The 18,728-nt window shown below is 68.8% G+C and carries 17 protein-coding genes and 1 pseudogene; 12 read left to right on the top strand and 6 right to left on the bottom strand.

Annotated elements, in window-relative coordinates:
* Positions 1-85 precede the first annotated feature (85 nt).
* Together AMYAL_RS0134520 and AMYAL_RS0134515 are read left to right on the top strand one after the other, a co-directional pair.
* Positions 86-841, top strand: coding sequence for a ZIP family metal transporter (locus tag AMYAL_RS0134520; RefSeq protein WP_020635866.1), 756 nt, complete (start codon positions 86-88; stop codon positions 839-841).
* Positions 842-992: 151 nt separating this feature from the next.
* On the top strand, positions 993-1,184 hold the full coding sequence (locus AMYAL_RS0134515; RefSeq protein WP_020635865.1) for a hypothetical protein: 192 nt from the start codon (positions 993-995) through the stop codon (positions 1,182-1,184).
* A gap of 12 nt (positions 1,185-1,196) precedes the next feature.
* Here AMYAL_RS0134515 and AMYAL_RS0134510 read toward each other — a convergent pair whose 3' ends face one another.
* The 3 genes from AMYAL_RS0134510 to AMYAL_RS0134500 all read right to left on the bottom strand — a co-directional run bounded on the left by AMYAL_RS0134510 (position 1,197) and on the right by AMYAL_RS0134500 (position 4,287).
* A complete protein-coding gene (locus tag AMYAL_RS0134510; RefSeq protein ID WP_020635864.1) occupies positions 1,197-2,630 on the bottom strand; it encodes an alpha/beta fold hydrolase in 1,434 nt (477 codons plus the stop codon).
* Positions 2,631-2,729: 99 nt separating this feature from the next.
* Positions 2,730-3,185: an ester cyclase gene (locus AMYAL_RS0134505; RefSeq protein ID WP_005161128.1), complete on the bottom strand. Its 456-nt coding sequence runs from the start codon at positions 3,183-3,185 to the stop codon at positions 2,730-2,732.
* A gap of 91 nt (positions 3,186-3,276) precedes the next feature.
* Positions 3,277-4,287, bottom strand: a complete 1,011-nt coding sequence (locus AMYAL_RS0134500) for an SdiA-regulated/phytase-like domain-containing protein (protein ID WP_026467683.1) — start codon at positions 4,285-4,287, stop codon at positions 3,277-3,279.
* A gap of 191 nt (positions 4,288-4,478) precedes the next feature.
* Here AMYAL_RS0134500 and AMYAL_RS0134495 point away from each other — a divergent pair, with 191 nt between their 5' ends.
* Genes AMYAL_RS0134495 through AMYAL_RS0134480 form a run of 4 tightly spaced genes read left to right on the top strand, consistent with a single transcriptional unit; the run spans position 4,479 to position 7,906 of the window.
* On the top strand, positions 4,479-5,879 hold the full coding sequence (locus AMYAL_RS0134495) for a fatty acid desaturase (protein WP_020635862.1): 1,401 nt from the start codon (positions 4,479-4,481) through the stop codon (positions 5,877-5,879).
* Positions 5,876-6,070 (top strand): ferredoxin, encoded by a 195-nt coding sequence (locus AMYAL_RS0134490; protein WP_005161139.1) that lies wholly within the window; start codon positions 5,876-5,878, stop codon positions 6,068-6,070. Before AMYAL_RS0134495 ends, AMYAL_RS0134490 begins: the two co-directional genes overlap by 4 nt.
* Before the next feature lie 2 nt (positions 6,071-6,072).
* Complete coding sequence (locus tag AMYAL_RS0134485; protein WP_020635861.1) at positions 6,073-7,269, top strand: NAD(P)/FAD-dependent oxidoreductase; 1,197 nt, start codon at positions 6,073-6,075, stop codon at positions 7,267-7,269.
* Position 7,270: 1 nt separating this feature from the next.
* Entirely contained in the window at positions 7,271-7,906 is a 636-nt protein-coding gene (locus AMYAL_RS0134480) for a TetR/AcrR family transcriptional regulator (protein WP_020635860.1), read from the top strand.
* Between the two features lie 253 nt (positions 7,907-8,159).
* Here the strand turns inward: AMYAL_RS0134480 and AMYAL_RS0134475 are convergent, their stop codons facing one another.
* Together AMYAL_RS0134475 and AMYAL_RS0134470 are read right to left on the bottom strand one after the other, a co-directional pair.
* Positions 8,160-8,381, bottom strand: coding sequence for a hypothetical protein (locus AMYAL_RS0134475; protein ID WP_020635859.1), 222 nt, complete (start codon positions 8,379-8,381; stop codon positions 8,160-8,162).
* A 36-nt stretch (positions 8,382-8,417) separates the two neighbouring features.
* Positions 8,418-10,448 (bottom strand): MMPL family transporter, encoded by a 2,031-nt coding sequence (locus AMYAL_RS0134470; RefSeq protein ID WP_020635858.1) that lies wholly within the window; start codon positions 10,446-10,448, stop codon positions 8,418-8,420.
* Between the two features lie 106 nt (positions 10,449-10,554).
* On the opposite strand from AMYAL_RS0134470, the gene AMYAL_RS0134465 reads away from it, so the two are divergent.
* From AMYAL_RS0134465 to AMYAL_RS48710, 5 genes and pseudogenes are all read left to right on the top strand, one after another.
* Positions 10,555-11,037, top strand: a complete 483-nt coding sequence (locus tag AMYAL_RS0134465) for a MarR family winged helix-turn-helix transcriptional regulator (RefSeq protein ID WP_020635857.1) — start codon at positions 10,555-10,557, stop codon at positions 11,035-11,037.
* Between the two features lie 49 nt (positions 11,038-11,086).
* On the top strand, positions 11,087-12,541 hold the full coding sequence (locus tag AMYAL_RS0134460) for an SDR family oxidoreductase (RefSeq protein ID WP_039794594.1): 1,455 nt from the start codon (positions 11,087-11,089) through the stop codon (positions 12,539-12,541).
* 121 nt (positions 12,542-12,662) lie between these two features.
* The gene (locus tag AMYAL_RS0134455; protein ID WP_026467681.1) at positions 12,663-13,340 is read left to right on the top strand and encodes a response regulator transcription factor; all 678 of its coding nucleotides are present in this window, start codon (positions 12,663-12,665) and stop codon (positions 13,338-13,340) included.
* A complete protein-coding gene (locus AMYAL_RS0134450) occupies positions 13,333-14,727 on the top strand; it encodes a sensor histidine kinase (RefSeq protein WP_026467680.1) in 1,395 nt (464 codons plus the stop codon). Before AMYAL_RS0134455 ends, AMYAL_RS0134450 begins: the two co-directional genes overlap by 8 nt.
* A 57-nt stretch (positions 14,728-14,784) precedes the next feature.
* Positions 14,785-15,693: pseudogene (locus AMYAL_RS48710) on the top strand (acyltransferase family protein); the annotation flags it as partial.
* Between the two features lie 213 nt (positions 15,694-15,906).
* Here the strand turns inward: AMYAL_RS48710 and AMYAL_RS0134430 are convergent.
* The gene (locus AMYAL_RS0134430) at positions 15,907-17,355 is read right to left on the bottom strand and encodes a DHA2 family efflux MFS transporter permease subunit (protein ID WP_026467679.1); all 1,449 of its coding nucleotides are present in this window, start codon (positions 17,353-17,355) and stop codon (positions 15,907-15,909) included.
* Between the two features lie 218 nt (positions 17,356-17,573).
* On the opposite strand from AMYAL_RS0134430, the gene AMYAL_RS0134425 reads away from it, so the two are divergent.
* Complete coding sequence (locus tag AMYAL_RS0134425) at positions 17,574-18,425, top strand: maleylpyruvate isomerase N-terminal domain-containing protein (protein ID WP_245193217.1); 852 nt, start codon at positions 17,574-17,576, stop codon at positions 18,423-18,425.
* The last annotated feature ends 303 nt before the right edge of the window (positions 18,426-18,728 follow it).

The following is an 18,728-nucleotide window of genomic DNA, read 5'->3' as shown; positions in this document are numbered from 1 at the left end:
GAGCCTGAACCTGGCTTGACAGCGGGCCGGCCGCGATTCGCGGCCGGCCCGCTGTGTTTTCGCCGGACGAAGGGAGATGGGTCGCGTGTGGGATCTGCTGGCGGCGGGCGGCTGGGGCCTGCTGGCCGGGTCGGCGCTGCTGCTCGGGGCGATGGTCGGTTTCCTGGTCCGGATCCCTGGCAAGGCCGTGGCCAGCGTGATGGCCTTCGGCAGCGGCGTGCTCATCTCCGCCGTCTCCTTCGAGCTGATCGCCGAGGCGCACGAGAAGGGCGGCTTCCTGCCGACAGCCCTCGGCGCGCTGGGCGGCTCGCTGATCTACACCCTCGCCAACGTCGCGCTCGCCCGGCGAGGCGCCCGCCATCGCAAACGCTCGGGCGGGCAGCAGCCGTCCGAGTCCGAGCAAGCGGGATCCGGGACGGCCATCGCGCTCGGCGCCCTGCTGGACGGCGTCCCCGAATCGATGGTGATCGGCACCAGCCTGCTCGGCGGCGGAAGCGTCAGTGTGGTGACGGTGGCCGCCGTGTTCATCAGCAACGTCCCGGAAGGACTGTCCAGCGCCGCGGGAATGAAGCGGGCGGGCCGGAGCCCGCGCTATGTGTTCACGCTTTGGAGTGGTATCGCCGTGATCAGCGGGGTGGCGGCCCTGCTCGGTTACGGCGTTCTCGGCGGCGCCTCCGGCACTGTCCTGGCCGTGATCACCGCGATCGCGGGCGGCGCGATCCTCGCGATGATCGCCGACACGATGATCCCCGAGGCGTTCGACGACGCGCATCTCTGGACCGGGTTGATCACGGTCGCCGGCTTCCTCACCGCGTTCGGCCTTTCGCGCATCGAGGGCTGAGCGAGGGTGAGCCCGGACGGGCGTGCGGTGTCACGCGTTCGGCGTAGTCGAAAAGCACGAGCCCGGAATGATGGATAGCACTGGATGCGAAGGCCCTGGTGACGGACGATTTCGCTGCCGACGTACCACCGAACGCCTGGGAGCGAGTCGTATGAAGAACGAAACCACCGAGAACCTCCGTTTGCTCTTCTCCGGCCTCGGGATCGACACCACCAGGGCGGGCAGCGAGGTCGACCTCGTGATCGACCGCTTCGACAACTGGACCAACAAGGCACGGGTGGACGCCTTCAGATGCTTCACCGGGGCTTGCTGCGTCGTTCCACCTCTCGCCGAAGCCAAGTGACTCGCTGATCGCCTAGGACGGCGGCGGGATCGGCGCTCCGGCGCAGGACCCGCCGTCCGTCTTGCCGGTCGAGAAGAACTCGACGGCCTTGCTCGCGCAGGGGAGCGAGGACAGCGAACCGTGGTGGTCGTCCTCGATGGTGAGCAGGGCACCGCCGATCCGTTCGCGCATGGCCAGGGCCCAGCCGATCGGGGTCACCGGTTCGTAGGTGTGCCCGACCAGCTGCAGCGGACTCGTCCCCGAAGTGAAGTTCCACGGCTGGACCGGCAACGGCCAGCCCGCGCACCGGCCGTTCCAGAACCCAGGGGAGGCGACGGCCGGGTAGTCCCGGACACGATCGAGCCTGCGCTGCCAGATCGTCTCGAAGTCGCGAGGGCCTTCCGAGGCGTTGCAGAGGATCGCCGTCTGCTGGAAGGTGTTGGCCCCGTTCGGGTTCACTTCCCAGCCGAACCCGCGGCCCGGTCCGGAAACGGGTTTCGAAGCGAGAGGTTCACCGTCCCTAAGCGCCGCCAGTGCTTTGGCGGCGTTCGCCCACTCGCGGCGCGGACCGGCGAGGTAGTTCGTCACCGTCTCGCCGTGTTCGTCGCGGAGCTTCAGCAGCGCTTCGAGCACCGCGGGCTGCTTGTCGCCGAAGTGGTAGACCGCGTCGTAGCGGGCGATCCAGCCGGCGAAGTCCCTGGCCGTGACCTCGCCGGCCGCGACCATCGCGTCGTCCATCGCGCCGACGTCGAAGGTCGGCGCCATGACCGAGTCCAGCAGCATGCGGTCCACACGGGAGTCGAACGCCGTGCGGTAGGCGGCGCCGAGCGCGGTACCCCACGAGACGCCGTAGAAGCCGATCTTCTCCTCGCCCAGCGCTTCCCGGATCCGGTCCATGTCTCGGGCGACGTTCTCAGTGGTCAGATTGCGGACGAACTCGGGGTCTGCCGCGACGCAGCGCTGGTTCACCTTCGCGTCCCGTTCGAACACGAACCGCGCTTTTTCCTTGTCCGGCAAGGAAACCGGTGGCTCGGCGTCGTCACCGGGAAGTGACGGGCAGGCGACGTCGGCGCTGTAGTCGACGCCGCGCGGATCGAAACCGATCAGGTCGTGGTCCACGCCGATCCCGGCGGCCTTGCTGTCGGTGATCCACCTCGGCTCGTGGATCCCGGACTGGCCGGGGCCGCCGGGATTCAGCAGTACGACGCCTCGCCGCCGCGCGGGGTCGGCCGCCTTCTGCCGGGAGACCGCGATGTCGATCTTCCGGCCGTCCGGCTTCGCGTAGTCGACCGGGACGGGCACCATGGCGCATTCGGTGCGCCGATCGTCCGCGGGCTCCCAGCCCTTGGCGACGTCCTTGCAGAGTTTCCACTCGGGCGGTGCGGCTGCCGCCGACGCGAGTGCCGGGGTGACCAATGCGGCCATCGTCGTCGCGAGCAGCACGATCGCGACCCGGTTGCGGGGCATGGGCGGTTCTCCAAGGCTCGGCGGCGGGACTTCGCCAGCCTCGCCGCGCGTCCCGTCCGTCCACATCGGCCGATCGGCCGATGATCACCGGCCGTTGGTTCAGACGTCGCCCGACGCCAGAAGAGTCAGCAGCTCGGCGTGCCCGGCCTGGGTGATCAGGCTGGCGGCGTCGAAGTAGACGCGTTCGTTGGTGATCCTGTCCCCGTCGAAGAAGAACACCGCGATGATCGGCACGCGGAACGCCTTGCCGGTGGGCGGACGGCCGTAGAACTCGCCGAGATTGGTGCCGAGCAGGTCGAATTCGACGATGACCGACTCGTCGGCGAAGTGGTAGCGGACGTTGTCGTGCCGCTGGTCCGGGAAGGCCGTGCGGGTCATGCGGTAGTACCCCATGACCTCTTCGTCGCCGTCGAAGATCTGCCCCGTCGCCATGATCTCGTAGTGCGGATGGCCGTTGAAGGTGCCCAGCGTGCGGTCGAATTCCTGGGTCACCTCCGTGTCCATGTGCTCTTCGATGATCTTGTGGCGGCGTTCGCGCAGGTCTTCGCTGGTCACAGGTCCTCCGGGTCGTTGCTGGTGACGATCTGCGAGCCTACCGCCCGGAGTTTCCGGCGCGGACCCCGTGGATCCGCGCCGGAACGGGTGCTCAGCCGCAGGAAAGGGTGCCGGCCCGCAGTGCGTGGCCGCCTTCGTTCCCGTCGTCGGCCCAGACCACTTGCTTGCTCCCGGAGGCGCAGGTGGGGGAGATGGCGAAACCTTCGTTGTTGTAGTTCTTCATCGCGCTCGGCCGGTTGTAGGTGGCGGTCACGGCGAACTTGCCCTGCGCGCCGACGGCGAGCGTCGTCAGGTTGCCGTCGCAGTTGTCGTCGCAGACCGCCCACAGCTTGCCGGACGAAGCCTCGTACTCGAGCTCCATGATCGAGTCGAGTCCGCTCGCGAAACTCGCGACACGGGTGTACTTCCCGCCCGCCTGGTCGAGCGCGTAGGCGTAGATCATCCCGTTGCTCTCGAGTCCGACGAGATAGAGACCGGTGCCGTGGCCGGGATAGGTGGCCGGGTTGTACGCCGCTTTCGTGCGCTCGTCCACGAAGCCCTTCGCGGTGAGGGCGCTGTCCGGGATCCACGAGACGGCTTCGAGCCCGTCGTTGGCCGAGACCTTCGGCAGGTCCGCGGTCAGATCCCATTCGGCCTTGGCGGTGAGGGTCTTGGCCGAGCCGGAGACGTCGTAGCGGAGCACCTTGAGCGCGCTCTTCTTGTCGTTGTCGCCGTCGCGTTCGGTGGCCGCGACCACGCCGTCCGGGGTGGCGACGACGGCTTCGGCGTCGGGGTCGCCCTTGCCGCTGCGGTAGCGCAGCGCCTTGCCGGACGACCAGCCGTTGGCGGTGTCCGGCTTCCACTTCGTACCGTTGCGCACGAGGCGGTACAGCGTGCCGGGCCCGTTCTTCACCGCCCACAGGACGTCGGCGCCTTGGAAGGACAGACCGCTCATGTTGCCGCCCAGAACGTCCGAATCGTCGGCGTTCGACACGGCTGAACCGCCTGGCCAGGAGCTGGACGCCGCGGTGCTCGCGGTGGCGGTCGTGGCGGGCAGGACCAGCAGGGCCGCGGCGACGGTGGCCACGGCGGCGGGGCGGATCCGGCGAGGTGATCGGGGCATGCGCACTCCTTCGTGCGGACGAAGTGGATCGCGGCGTGTCGTCACAAGTTAAGTAAGTTTCCTTACAAATACAAGATATCGCCAACTTCTCACGAAATGAAGCAACGGCGGGTTTACAAATGGTGTCCACTTGTCGAACCGGGTGTACATCGCCTACAGTTTTGTAAACCCAGCCAACGGAGGAGGGTGCGATGAGCGAGATGACGGGCACGATCCCGGCGGGCTCGACCGAGCGGTGGACCGACCGCAAGCGATACCTGTGGCTGATCGGCCTGGTGGTGCCCTCGCTCGCGTTCCTGGCCATCGGGCTGCACGCGGCCACCGGATGGGGTGTGTGGTTCTGGATCGGGCCGATCGTGATCCTCGTGGTCGTACCGCTGATCGACCTGGTCGCCGGGCTGGACCGGGACAACCCGCCGGACGACGTCATCGAACGGCTGGAGAAGGATCGCTACTACCGCTGGATCACCTTCGCGTTCCTGCCCATCCAGTACGCGGGTTTCGTGGCCGCGTTCTGGCTGATCTCGCGCGGCGATCTGTCCGTTGTGGACAAGATCGGGCTGGCGATCTCGATCGGCTGCATCGGCGGCATCGGGATCAACACCGCGCACGAACTCGGGCACAAGAAAGAAAGTCACGAGCGCTGGCTGTCGAAGATCGCGCTGGCGCAGAGTTTCTACGGTCACTTCTACATCGAGCACAACCGGGGCCACCACGTCCGGGTGGCGACCCCGGAGGATCCGGCCAGCAGCCGGGTGGGGGAGAGCTTCTACCGGTTCTGGCCGCGCACCGTGTTCGGTTCGCTGAAATCGGCGTGGGGCCTGGAACGCAAGCGGTACGCGCGGCGCGACCGGCATCCGTTCCGGATCGGCAACGACGTGCTCAACGCCTGGCTGATGTCGGCGGTGCTGTGGACGGCGATGACCGTGTGGCTGGGCCCTGGGATCCTGCCGTACCTGGTGATCCAGGCCGTGATCGGCTTCTCGCTGCTGGAGGTCGTGAACTACATGGAGCACTACGGCATGCGGCGGCAGAAGGTCGGCACGCCGGAGCGGCGGCGCTACGAACGGGTGGATCCCAGCCACAGCTGGAATTCCAACAACATCGCCACCAACGTCCTGCTCTATCACCTGCAACGGCACAGTGATCACCACGCCAACCCGACCCGCCGCTACCAGACACTGCGCGATTTCGCGGAGTCGCCGGTCCTGCCGACGGGGTACGCCGGGATGATCGTGCTGGCGCTGTTCCCGCCGGTCTGGCGCCGCGTGATGGACCCGCGAGTGCTCGCGCACTTCGACGGTGACCTCTCCCGCGCCAACATCCAGCCGTCGAAGCGGGGCAAGATCCTGGCGCGCTACGGAACCCGTGTCACCGTGTCGTCCACGGCCGTCGACGACACGCGCGGCGACGCGACCGAAGGCGGGATGTGCCCTGGCTGCGGCTACGTCTACGACGAGAAACTCGGCGACCCGCGGGAAGGTTTCCCATCCGGAACGCCCTGGTCGTCCATTCCGGATTCCTGGTGCTGCCCGGACTGCGGGGTGCGGGAGAAGGTCGATTTCGTGGCACCGGGAAGGGTCGGAGCATGATGAAGATCGAAGCGGACCGCGCGAAATGCGACGGGCTGGGCATGTGCGAGGCGATGGCGCCCGACTTCTTCGAGGTGGGTGACGACGGCACGGTCGTGGTGCTCGACGAGCGGCCCGGCGAGGAGTTTCGTCAGGACCTGTCGGCGGCCGTCGACGCCTGCCCTGTCCTCGCCCTGAAACTGCGGGACTGATCATGGCACTGGTCGTCGTGGGAGCGTCGCTGGCCGGACTGCGCGCGGTGGAGGCCGCGCGCCGGGACGGGTACCGGGGACGGATCGTGCTGATCGGCGCGGAAGAGCATCCGCCGTATGACCGGCTTCCGCTGTCGAAATCGTTCCTTGACGCGGAGGGCCCCGAGCGGGTCGAGCCGTTCCACGGTGAGGCCGCGCTGCGGGACGAGTTCGGTGTCGAACTGCTCCTGGGCAACCCCGCGGACGGACTCGACACCGTCGCTCGCGAAGTGTCGGTGGCGGGTGAGACCGTTGCTTACGAAGCGCTGGTGATCGCGACAGGCGCCACCGCGCGGCGGCTGCCCGGAAGCGACGGAATCGCCGGGGTCCACGCGCTGAGGACAGCCGAAGACGCCCTGGCGATCCGGGCCGCGCTCGACAGCGGGGCGCGGACGGTCGTGATCGGGGCGGGGTTCATCGGCTCGGAGGTCGCCGCGGCGGCCCGGAAGCGCGGGCTGTCGTCGACGATCGTCGAGGCGCTCGACGTCCCGCTCGCCAGATCCGTGGGGGCCGAGGCCGGTGCGGTGTGCGCTTCGCTGCACTGGGAGGCGGGCACGGAACTGCGGTTGTCCGCAAAGGTCACCGGGCTGGAATCCGACGGTGGCGCGGTGACCGGTGTCCGGCTTGCGACCGGCGAGGTGCTGCCTGCGGATCTCGTGGTCGCCGGCATCGGCGTCACCCCGGCCACCGGCTGGCTGGCGGGGAGCGGGATCCCGCTGCACGAGAGCGATGGTGGCGTGGTGTGCGATGCCACGCTCTCGACCGGGGTGCCCGGTGTGTACGCCGCCGGGGACGTCGCACACGCCGAGAACCCGCTGTTCGACGGCGAACTGATGCGGCTGGAGCACTGGACGAACGCCGCGGAGCAGGGTGCCGCGGCCGCTCGCCACGCGCTCGCCCCGGAAACGGCGCGTGCCCTGGCTCCGGTGCCGTACTTTTGGTCGGACTGGTACGAGCACCGGATCCAGTTCGTCGGCACCCCGCGGGCGGACGAGGTGGTCGCCGTCCCGGCTTCCGATGGTTTCACCGCGCTGTACCGGCGCGGGGACCGGATCGTCGGCGCGCTGACCATCGACCGGCCGCGCGAGATCATGAAATACCGCCGTCACATCGCCGGGCGTGCTCCGTGGCCCGAGGCACTGGCGTTCGCGGCTGCTTAGAATGACGATCATGAGCGAGGCACCCTCAGCCGCGGCCACGGGTGGCCCGTACCGGCAGCCGATCGTCGCGTCGGCGATCGAGCTGACCGTGCGTTCCGGCTGGTCCTCGGTGACGATGAGCAAACTCGCGGAGATCGTCGGCGTCAGCCGTCAGACCGTCTACAACGAACTCGGCTCGAAGACCCAGCTGGCCGAAGCGATGATCTCGCACGAACTCGCCCGGTTCCTCTCGGTCGTCCGGGATGCCTTCGAGCGGCACCCCGAAGACCTCGTCGAGGCGATCCACGACGCCGTCCGCGGCGTCCTCGAACTCGCCGACGACAACCTGCTGCTGCGTGCCATCGTGTCGGCGACGCACGGCGCCGACACGGAGTTGCTGCCGCTGCTGACGGTCCGGGCGGGCAGCCTCCTGAGCGAAGCGACGATCATGCTGCGCGGCCGTGTCCGCGCCTACGGGCCGCCACTGGACGGCGAGCATCTCGACGTCGCCATCGACGTCGTGGTCCGGACGGTGCTGAGTCACATCATGCAGCCGTCGGACACCCCGGCCCGGACGGCCGACGCGCTGGCGTGGATGGCGTCGCGGGTGCTCGGCGCGACCACGAACCGCTCACTGCGGCATCCGTCGCAGGATTAGGGCCGCGGTCTCCGCCGGGCTCAAGCGTGTGTTGGGCTTGCGGTCCCACCGCCGCTTTCCCCGCCCCCGCAGACGTTGTGAAAGCCACTTTCGCAACGTTGAAGGTTGCGAAAGTGGCTTTCACAACGTCTGCGCACCGCAGTAGGTACCTAAGACACCCTAGGCTCTAACCGTCCCTACCCCGTCGCGGGTGCCGTGCGAGGCCTCGCGCTGGTGGCCGCTCTTCCCGTGCTGATCCCGGCGATGCGGGGAGCTACTCCTCGGTGAGCTCCGCCAGCTGATCCGCGGCGTCCTGGTTACCGCTTTCGGCCAGCCGTCGCAGCTCGTCCAGCGCACCCAGCTCGGTCGCCGTTTCGATCAGCTGGTCCGCCGCGTCACTGCTGCCGCCGTCGGCCAGCCGCCGGAGTTCGGCCAGGTCGCCGCGTTCCCCGGCGTCCTGGATCCGCTCGTCGATGGCGTCCTGGTCATCGCTCATGTCACCAGGCTACGGGCGGATCAGTGCCGGCCGCGTTCACCCCAGGTCGGACTTCGCCAGCTTCGACGGCCACCAGATCTTCCGTCCGACGTCCACCGAGAGCGCCGGTACCAGCAGCGACCGCACCAGCAGCGTATCGAGCAGGACGCCGAACGCGACGATGAACGCGAGCTGGGCCAGGAAGAGGATGGGCAGGACGGCAAGGGCGGCGAAGGTCGCGGCGAGTACGACTCCCGCGGACGTGATCACGCCGCCGGTGACGCGCAGCCCGCGCAGTGTCCCGTCCCGTGTGCCGATCCTGCCCGCCTCTTCGCGGACCCGTGTCATCAGGAAGATGTTGTAGTCGATCCCCAGCGCCACGAGGAAGACGAAGCCGAACAGCGGGACGACCGGATCGGCGCCGGGGAAGTCGAAGACGTGGTTGAACACCAGCGCCGAGACACCCATCGTCGCGGCGAAGGACAGCACCACCGTGCCGATCAGCAACAACGGCGCGAGCAGTGAGCGCAGCAGCAGGGCGAGCACGAGGAAGATCACCACCAGCACGATCGGGATGATCAGCATCCGGTCGTGTTCGGACGTCTCCCTGGTGTCGAGCAGGGTCGCCGTCGGCCCGCCGACCTTGGTCCCGTCGACGGGATGCACGGCTTCGCGGATCCGCTGGACCGTCGCGACGGCCGCGTCGGAGTCCGGGGGATCGGCGAGTACCGCGTCGATCTTCGCGAGCCCGCCCGCTTCGGCGCTTTGGCGGACGTCCGAGACGCCGGGGACTCGCGCCAGCGCGGCGACCGCCTGTGCCTGACCGGCGGGAGTGAGGATCACCGTCGGCGAGCCGGAGCCGCCGGGGAAGTAGCGGGAAAGGACTTCCTGGCCTGCCACGGAATCGACCGGCGTGAGGAAGACATCGGACTGTGCGGTGCCGGAAGCCTTGAGCTGCGGGAGGAACGCGCCGCCCGCGAGCAGGACGACGGTCGTGACGATCCAGACCGTGCGCGGCGCACGGGAGATCCAGCCCGCGACGCGGCCCCAGAGCCCGCCGGTCTCTTCCTTCGGCGGGGCCACCGCCGGGCGGAAGGGCCAGAAAGCGTTGCGGCCGCACAAGGCCAGGACGGCGGGCAGGAACGTGACGGTCGTCAGGAAGGCGGCGCCGATGCCGATGGCGGCGACCGGGCCGAGCCCCTTGTTGGAGTTCAGATCGCTGAACAGCAGGCAGAGGACACCGAGGATCACGGTTCCGGCCGATGCCGCGATCGGTTCGATGGTCGAGCGCCAGGCCGTCCGGAGCGCCGAGCGGGCGTCGTCGGTCGTCCGGAGTTCTTCGCGGTAGCGGGAGATCATCAGGAGCGCGTAGTCGGTCGCGGCGCCGAAGACGAGGATGAACAGGATTCCCTGACTCTGCCCGTTCAACGCCAGCACGTCGTGATCCGCGAGCAGGTACACCGCGAGACTCGCCGTTCCCAGCGCGAACACCGCCGACAACAGGACGAGCAGGGGGAGCAGCGGGCTCCGGTAGACGATGATCAGGATGAGCGCCACCACCGCGCCCGCGACCAGGAGCAGCAGCCCGTCGATCCCGCCGAACGCCTCCTTGAGGTCGGCGACCTGCGCGGCGGGACCGGTCACGAGCACTTTCAGCCCGTCAGGTGTGTCGCGGGCGAGCGCGTCCCGCAGGGCCTCGACGCCGTCGCCCGGATCGCTCTTGGCGTCGAGCAGGACGACTACCTGCGCGCCCACGTCGCTGTTCGGAGCGGGGACCAGCCGTGCGTTCGAGGTCCGGTCGGCGAGGAACCGCTTGTCGCCGTCGGTCAGGCCCGACGGCCGTTCGGCGACGACGATCGCCGGGATGACGGCGGCACTGGCGAACTGTTTCTGGAGCTCACCGACCTCGGTCGCTTCGGCTGACGCGGGCAGGAAACTGCTGCTGTCGTTCTCCGTGACCTGGCTCAACTTGCCCGCGTACGGGCCGCTGAACCCGCCGAAGATCAGCCAGGCGACCGCGACGAGGGCGGGGAGCAGCCACCGCAGACGTGACCGCGTGCGGGCGGGGCGTTCGACTTCCGAGATCATGGACGGATGGCTCCCGTGACAAGGCTATTTCGACGAGTGAATAGTTCGACCATCGAAATAGTAGAGTGGTCACCCGGACGGGGCAACAGGAGGGGAGGTTTCGGACATGGGCAAGGACGCTGAAGACGTCGAACAGGTCACGGACGACCTGCTCGTCCTCCTGCTGCGGCAACTGACCGTCGAGTCGGACCGGTTCGCCGAGATGTTCGGTGAGGCGCACGGCCTGCACCGGACCGACCTCAACGCGCTCGCGGTGATCATGGACGCGGCCAGGATGGGGACCCCGATGAGCCCGAGCAGGCTCGCGAGCGCCCTGCATCTGAGCGCGTCGGCGACGACGTCGGTCCTCGATCGGCTGGAGCGTGCCGGGCACCTCTACCGGGACCGGAGCGCGACCGACCGGCGCAAGGTCGAGTTGCGGATGCACGACCAGGCGCGGCGGATCGGCGCCGAGTTCTTCCTGCCCCTCGGCGAGAGCTACGCCGCCGCGTGGCGGGACATGGGGGAGGACGAGCGGCGGACGGTCGCCCGGTTCCTCCGGAGCAGCATCGCCGCGACCGTGGAGGTCAGGGGGCGGCTGGCCCCCTGACGGGGTCACTCGGACTGCGGGACGCGACTTCGCCGGGAACACTCGGGGAATGCGATGTGTGGTGCTCGGGGCGACGGGTTATGTCGGCGGACGGCTGGTGCCGCAACTGCTCGACGCGGGCCACGAGGTCCGGGTGGTGGCGCGCTCCCCGGAGAAGGTCGCCGAGGAGCCGTGGCGTGACCGCGTCGAGGTCGAACGCGGCGACGTCACCGATCCGGCCTCGATCGAGACGGCGCTGACCGACTGCGAGGTCGTCTACTACCTCGTGCATTCCTTGGCGCGCAAGGACTTCGTGGAGGTCGACCGGGAGGCCGCGCGGACGGTCGCCGGGGCCGCGAAGACGGCGGGCGCGCGGCGGCTGGTGTACCTGGGCGGCATCGTGCCGGACGACGAAGAACTGTCGCCGCATCTGGCGTCCCGTGCCGAGGTGGGCCGGGTCCTGCTGGATTCCGGCGTTCCGGCCCTCGTGCTGCAGGCCGCGGTGATCATCGGTTCGGGTTCGGCGAGCTTCGAGATGCTGCGCTACCTGACCGAGCGGCTCCCGGCGATGATCACCCCGCGCTGGGTGCGCAACCGGATCCAGCCGATCGCGATCCGGGACGTGCTGCACTACCTCGTGCACGCCGCCGAGCTGCCGTCCGAAGTGAACGGAGCCTTCGACATCGGCGGGCCCGACGTCCTGACCTATGTGGACATGATGCGCCGCTACGCCGTCGTCGCCGGTCTGCCGAGGCGAGCCGTCGTGCCCGTGCCGGTGCTGACCCCGTGGCTGTCCGCGCAGTGGGTCAACCTGGTCACGCCCGTGCCGAAGTCGATCGCCGTACCGCTGATCGAATCGCTCGTACACGAGGTGGTCTGCCACGATCACGCGATCGCCGAGCACATCCCGGACCCGGAAGCGGGCCTGACCCATTACGAACACGCCGTCGAACTGGCGCTGACCCGGATCCGGAACGCCGATGTGCCGACCCGCTGGTCGGACGCGTCGACCGCGTCCGCGCCCTCGGATCCGCTGCCGAGCGATCCGGACTGGGCGGGCGGGACCGTCTACGAGGACAAACGCGAGCAGCGGACGGACGCCTCACCGGAAGCGCTGTGGGACGTCATCGAGTCCATCGGCGGGGAACACGGCTGGTACTCGTTCCCGCTGGCGTGGTCGGTCCGAGGCTGGGCCGACCGGCTCGTCGGCGGTGTCGGGCTGCGGCGCGGACGGCGGGATCCGCGACGGCTGCATCTCGGCGAGGCCTTGGACTGGTGGCGTGTCGAGTACCTCGACCGGCCGCGGCTGCTGAGGCTGCGCGCGGAGATGAAGCTGCCGGGGCGGGCCTGGCTCGAGCTCAGCGTCGAGTCCGATGAGGACGGTGCGACGATCTACCGGCAGCGGGCGGTGTTCGAACCGCACGGACTGGCCGGGCACGCGTACTGGAAGGGGATCGCGCCGTTCCACGGCGTCGTCTTCGGCGGCATGGTCCGCAACATCACCGGTGCCGCCCAGGCCCCGTGAGCGGCGGGTCTGCTTTGTCCCGAGCGCCACGCTGGGGACGCTCAACGTCTCCAGCGTGGCGCTCGGGACCCTGTCCGGCGCGGTGATCCAGTGCGACCGGGCGGTATGGGATCGTGAGCGGATGAGGATCTTGCTCGTCGAGGACGAGCGACGGCTGGCCGAATCGCTGCGAGCGGGGCTGAGCGCCGAGGGCTACGCCGTCGACGTCGCGCACAACGGCCGTGACGCGCTTTGGTACGCCGCCGAACATCCGTACTCCGCGATGATCCTCGACATCATGCTGCCAGGGCTCAACGGCTACCGCGTCTGCCGGAAGCTGCGCGAACGCGGCGACACCACCCCGATCCTCATGCTGACCGCGAAAGACGGCGAGGACGACGAGATCGAGGCGCTGGACACCGGCGCCGACGATTTCCTGCCGAAGCCGTTCTCCTACGGTGTCCTGCTCTCCCGGCTGCGGGCGCTGATCCGGCGCGGGGGAGCGACCCGGCCGGGCACGCTGCGGCTCGGCGATCTCGAACTCGACCAGGCGAGCCACACCTGCCGCCGCGGCGTCGCCGAGATCTCGTTGACCACCAAGGAGTTCGCGCTGCTCGCGTACCTGATGAAACGCCAGGGCGAAGTGGTCACCAAGGCGGAACTGCTGGAGAACCTCTGGGACTTCGCGGCGTCGGCGACCGCGAACCTGGTCGAGGTCCACATGAGCGCGCTGCGGCGCAAGATCGACCTGCCGTTCGGGGCGGAGACGATCCGGACGGTCCGCGGCGCTGGTTACCACGTGGTGGGTTCCGGTGCCTAAGGCCTTGAAGTCGACCCGTTTCCGGGTCGCGCTGACGTCGTTCGTGACGTCGATCGTGGCACTCGGCGTGGTGTCGGCCTGGCTCGTGACCGACGCTCAGAGCCGGCTGGAGGACGGTGCCGTGCAGGTGTCGCGGGCGCGGGCGGCGGCGATCTTCCAGTTGCTCAACACCGGTGCCAAGCCCGCGGACCTGCGGTTGCTCGTACGGGACTCGATCTACGAAGTGGTCGGCCGCGACGGCAAGCGGGTGGCGTCGTGTCCGGGACTCCGCTCCGGCTCGCTCGCGCCCGATGGCGGATTCGTGCGAGGGGATCACGTGAAGACCCTTCGGCCGTACGACATCGACCTGTCCCTCCAGGAATCCGTCGGCTGCGCTCGGGTGCTCGGGGAGCATGCCGCCGACGAAGGATTTCGCGTGCACGTCATGGCGGAAACGAGCGGGGACAGCAAGTACGCGATCTTCGGTGCCGCGCGGGTCGACGACGCCGGGCAGGCTGCCCTGGATTCGGTGCGCGTGACGTTGCTGGCAGGCGTCCCGGTGATCGCTGTGCTGATCGGGGCGATCGCGTGGTTCGCGGTACGCCGGTCGCTGCGCCCGGTCGAGGCGATTCGCTCGGAGGTCGCGGAGATCGGCGCGCACGACCTCTCCCGCAGGGTCCCGGCGCCGGACAGCGCCGACGAGATCGCGAAGCTGGCGGAAACGATGAACACGATGCTCGCCCGCCTGGACACCGCTGTGACCCGGCAGAGCCGGTTCACCTCGGACGCGTCGCACGAACTGCGCACACCGCTGGCTTCCCTGCGGACCCAGCTGGAGGTGCTGCTCGCGCATCCGGACCGGCTGGACTGGCGCGACGCCTGCCGGAACGCGCTCCTCGACATCACCCGGCTGCAGGATCTCGTCGGCGATCTCGTACTGCTCGGCAAGCTGGACAATGCGGCACCGGAACGGCTCGCGCCGGTGCGGCTGTCCGAAGTGGTCGAATCCTGCCTGTCCGGACGGCCACGTGTCCGTGCGGAGATCGACGGCGATCCGCTGGTCCTCGGCAATCACGGCAGGCTGGAGAGATTGCTGCGCAACCTGGTGGACAACGCGCAACGCCACACCCGCACCGCTGTCGACGTCACTGTGTCCACAGTGGACGAATTCGCCGTGCTGACGGTCACCGACGACGGGCCCGGCATTCCCGCCGAGGACCGCGAGCGGGTGTTCGACCGCTTCGTGCGGCTGGACGACGGACGGGCGCGCGACGACGGTGGCGCCGGTCTCGGGCTGGCGATCGTCGCCGAGATCGCTCACGCGCACGGGGGCACCGTCGAAGTCGCCGACCACGACGGCGGCGCGCGCTTCGTCGTCCGGTTGCCCGCGGCGGATGCGGGAAGCTGAAGACGTCTTCAGCTTCCTTAAGCTTCGGTTCAGCGTCCGGGCCCGAACCTACGGGCCATGTCCGACCTCTCGCGCCGCTCCTGGTGGCAGCCGCTCGACCACACCGGCTACCTGGCCTCGTCGTGGTTCCCCGGCCTCACCGGCGTGCGCGCGCTCGCCGCCGTGGCCGTCGTGTTCTTCCACTACGGCGGCCCTGCCATGGACCGGCTTCAGGGCTGGATCGCCGTGCAGCTGTTCTTCGTGCTCTCCGGTTTCCTGATCACCACCCTGTCCCTGCGGGAAGAGGGCCGCGACGGCCGGATCTCGCTGCGCGGGTTCTACGTCCGCCGGGTCTTCCGGATCATGCCGGTGTACTTCCTGCTCCTGGCGCTGACGACGCTCGCGGTGCTGCTCGGCGGCACGTACCAGAGCAGCAGGCTCGCCGACGCCATGCCGTACTACCTCGTTTTCGGCAACGAACTCGTCGACTACAACACGCCCTATCCGACCTCGTGGTCGCTGGGCGTGGAGGAAAAGTTCTACCTGGTCTGGCCCGCGCTGCTGGTGCTCACGTCGTTCGCCCGCGGCGGGAAGACGGCGTTGCGCCTGCTGCTGGGCACGACGGTCGTCCTCGGGGTGGTGCTGTTCGCCTTGCCGCTGGCGCCGTCGCACACCTGGGCGAGCCTTTCGGTGCACTACTGCTCGCTGGTCATCGGCTGCCTGCTGGCGATGACCCTGCACCATCCCCGTGGGTTCGCCCTGATCCGGCCGCTGACCAGCCCTGCCGTCGCGACGATGATCGGCTGCGGGTTCATCGTGCTGCAGTTCTCCGTCGGCCCGCTGGCGAAGGCGCTCGGCGGTCACTGGCAGTTCGTGGTCCCGGTCTACGCGGTGGGTTCGGCACTGCTGCTCGTCGCTGTCGTCTCGCCTGGCCCGGTCCGGAACCTGCTTTCCAGCAGGCCGATGACCTTTGTCGGCGACCGTTCTTACGCGCTGTATCTCTCCCAGACCGGTGCGGCCGGGGTCACGGGCTGGCTGCTGCCCAGCGGGTTCGGCAAAGCCGCGGCGACCACCGGCGTCGCCCTGCTGTTCGCCTGCGGGTTGCGCCGATGGGTCGAACAACCCGCCATCGCCTACGGCCGGAAGATGCTGGAACGCCCGCCGGGCCTCCGGTGGAGGCCGCGGCGGGTGCGAGGGGAATCAGTGGTGCGCGGTCACCTTGGTGCCACTGGTGCTCTTCTTGACGAACAGCGAACCGACGAACGCGGCCACGCCGACACAGCCGGCGACCATGAACGTGGTGCGGATCCCCTCCGCGTCCGGGCTGGCCGCACCGGCCGTGATCGTGCTCGCGGTGGCCACCGCGATGAACACGGCGGTGCCGAGCGCGCCGGCGAGCTGCTGCAGGGTGGCGAGGATCGCGCTGCCGTGTGAATAGAGGTGTTCGGGCAGCGAACCGAGTGACTCGGTCATCAGCGGCGTCATCATCAGGCCGAGCCCGGCCATCAGGAGGACGTGGATGGCGATCACCGCGACCAGCGGCGAATCCGCGCCAAGCAGGGCGAACAGCCACAGCGAGACCGCCATCGCGCCCGCGCCGGGGATGACCAGCGGCCGCGCGCCGAAGCGGTCGTACAGCGCGCCGACCGGGCGGCCGAGCAGACCGAGGACCAGACCGCCGGGAAGCACCGCGAGCCCGCTGACGAACGTGGTCGTGTGCAGGACGGTCTGCAGGTAGAGCGGAAGCAGGATCGCCGCGGCGCCGAGCAGGCACATGAACAGCAGCGCCGTCAGTACCAGCGAGACGACGAAACTGCGATGCGTGAACGGGCGCAGGTCCAGCAGCGCGCGGTCTTCCTTCTGCAGGCGCAGCTGGCGCCAGGTGAACACCGCGAGCGACACGGCCCCGACGACGATCGGCACCCACGGCGGCACCGGCTGGTGCCCGCCCGCCGACTCGCCGAACGTCGAGAGGCCGTACAGCACGCCGCCGAAACCGAGGGCGGACAGGATCACCGACAGGACGTCCAGCGGCACCTTGCGGGTGTCACTGTCCAGCCGCAACTGCAGCGCGCCGACCGCCAGCGCGGCGAGCGAGAGCGGCAGCACGATCCAGAACATCCAGCGCCAGCCGAGCGAGGAGAGCACGGCACCGCCGATGGTCGGTCCGATGGCGGGGGCGACCGCGATGACGATGGTGATCGTCCCCATCGTGGCGCCGCGCTTCTCCACCGGGACCAGGCGCATCACCGTCGTCATCAGCAGCGGCAGCATGACCGCCGTACCGCACGCCTGGATGACCCGGCCGGTCAGCAGGAGCGCGAAGCCCGGCGCGAGCGCGCTGACCAGGGTGCCGGTGCTGAACAGGGTCAGCGAGGCGAGGAAGACCTGGCGCGGGGTGAACCGTTCGAGCAGGAACCCGGTGATCGGGATGACGACCGCCATGGTGAGCAGGAAGCCGCTGGTCAGCCACTGCACGGTGGTGGTCGGGACCTTGAGGTCGACGGTCAGGTCACGCAGCGCGACACTCAGGATGGTCTCGTTGAGGATCATCACGAACGCGGAAAGGACCAAGACCCCGATCAGGAGCCCGGCGCGCGCCGGTGCCCTTTCCTGGTCGTGGGTGGTTTCGGGCATGGTCTCGGTCATCTGCTTGGGGCTCCTGGAGGGGGCGGGGTTCCGCGTGGCCGCCTTCGGCGCGGGCAACGGTGACAGCGAAGGCTGAGTCTGCCGTCCAGTCTGCCTGTGCCGGTCGGTGTGTGTCACGTCGATTTCCGTAGTGAGTACGGTCACTACGCTGTCGGCGGACATCGGATCCGCACGGGAGCAGAACGGATTTCCCGCGTCGCGGCGATAAAATTCGTGCCGTGACCAGAACGATCACGGCTGATCAATGGCAATCGGTACGGCGCGCCTACCGGGTGACGGGCGCGAGATTCGCGGAAATGGTGTCCCGCGTCCCGGAGCCGGACGCGATGGTCACCGCGGAGTGGACAGTGGCCGACACCGTCGCCCACGTCGCGATGATCGCGAAGATGTACACCTCGCTGGTGCGGCCGGACAGTACGCCGATCTTGGACGCCCGCGGGCAAGGGCAGCTCAAGAAGACCACTGTGGACACAGTTTCCGTGCTGAACACCTTGGTGTTACGGGATTTTCGCGAACGTGACATCGGTGTGCTGGTGACCGGACTGCTCGCCGACATCGAGGAAGTGCTGAAGGCGACCGAAGACGCCGATCCGGCGACCCCGCTGGACTGGCTCGGTGACTCGAAGGTCCCGCTGGCCGGCGTCCTCGCGCACCTGGTCAACGAACTGCAGATCCACGGCTGGGACATCGCCGAGGCGCTGAAGCTGTCGTGGACGATCCCGCCGGGTGACGCGGCTCTGTTCTTCGATCTCTTCATGGTCGGCGTGCTGACCCACGACACCGGGCACCTTCTCGACACCGGCGAACCGCCGCGGGAACGACGTATCGCCGTGGCCTTCCGCTCGGCGTACACGGCTCCGGTCGTGCTGGTGTTGCACCGGGGGCAGGTCACGGTCGAAGAGCCCGGCGGGCCGGTCGACGTGCGGATCTCGTTCGATCCGCCGTCGCTGAACCTGATGATGTTCCACCGGGTCGGCAGGGTGCGTACCGCGCTGACCCGGAAGATCGTCGTGAGCGGTCCCCGGCCGTGGCTGCTGCCCGCCTTCCTGCGGGTCGTGCGGTTGCCTTAGCAGTCTGGTCTCGTGAGTGGCTAGGACGGTTAGAACCGCCCTAGCCACTCACGGGTGCTGCGGGCGGGTGTCGCGAAAGCCACTTTCGGGACGTCTGATGTCGCGAAAGTGGCTTTCGCGACGTCAGGTCGTGCCGGGGCGGGATCGTCTGAGTCGTGAGGGTGGTCGGTTGTGAAGGCCTCCTTCCCTACCCTCAGGGTAGGGAAGGAGGCCTTCACGGACTCAGGACCGCGAGCGCCGGCAACGGGGCGGTCCAGGTGGTCGTGAGTGGTAAGTGTCGTTAGAAACCGTCCTCGCCACTCA

Origin of the sequence: Amycolatopsis alba DSM 44262 (assembly GCF_000384215.1) — a bacterium.
GTDB classification, from domain to species: Bacteria; Actinomycetota; Actinomycetes; order Mycobacteriales; family Pseudonocardiaceae; genus Amycolatopsis; species Amycolatopsis alba.
Note: the sequence above shows the minus strand (reverse complement) of the source record. Positions and strands in the feature narration are given on the sequence as shown.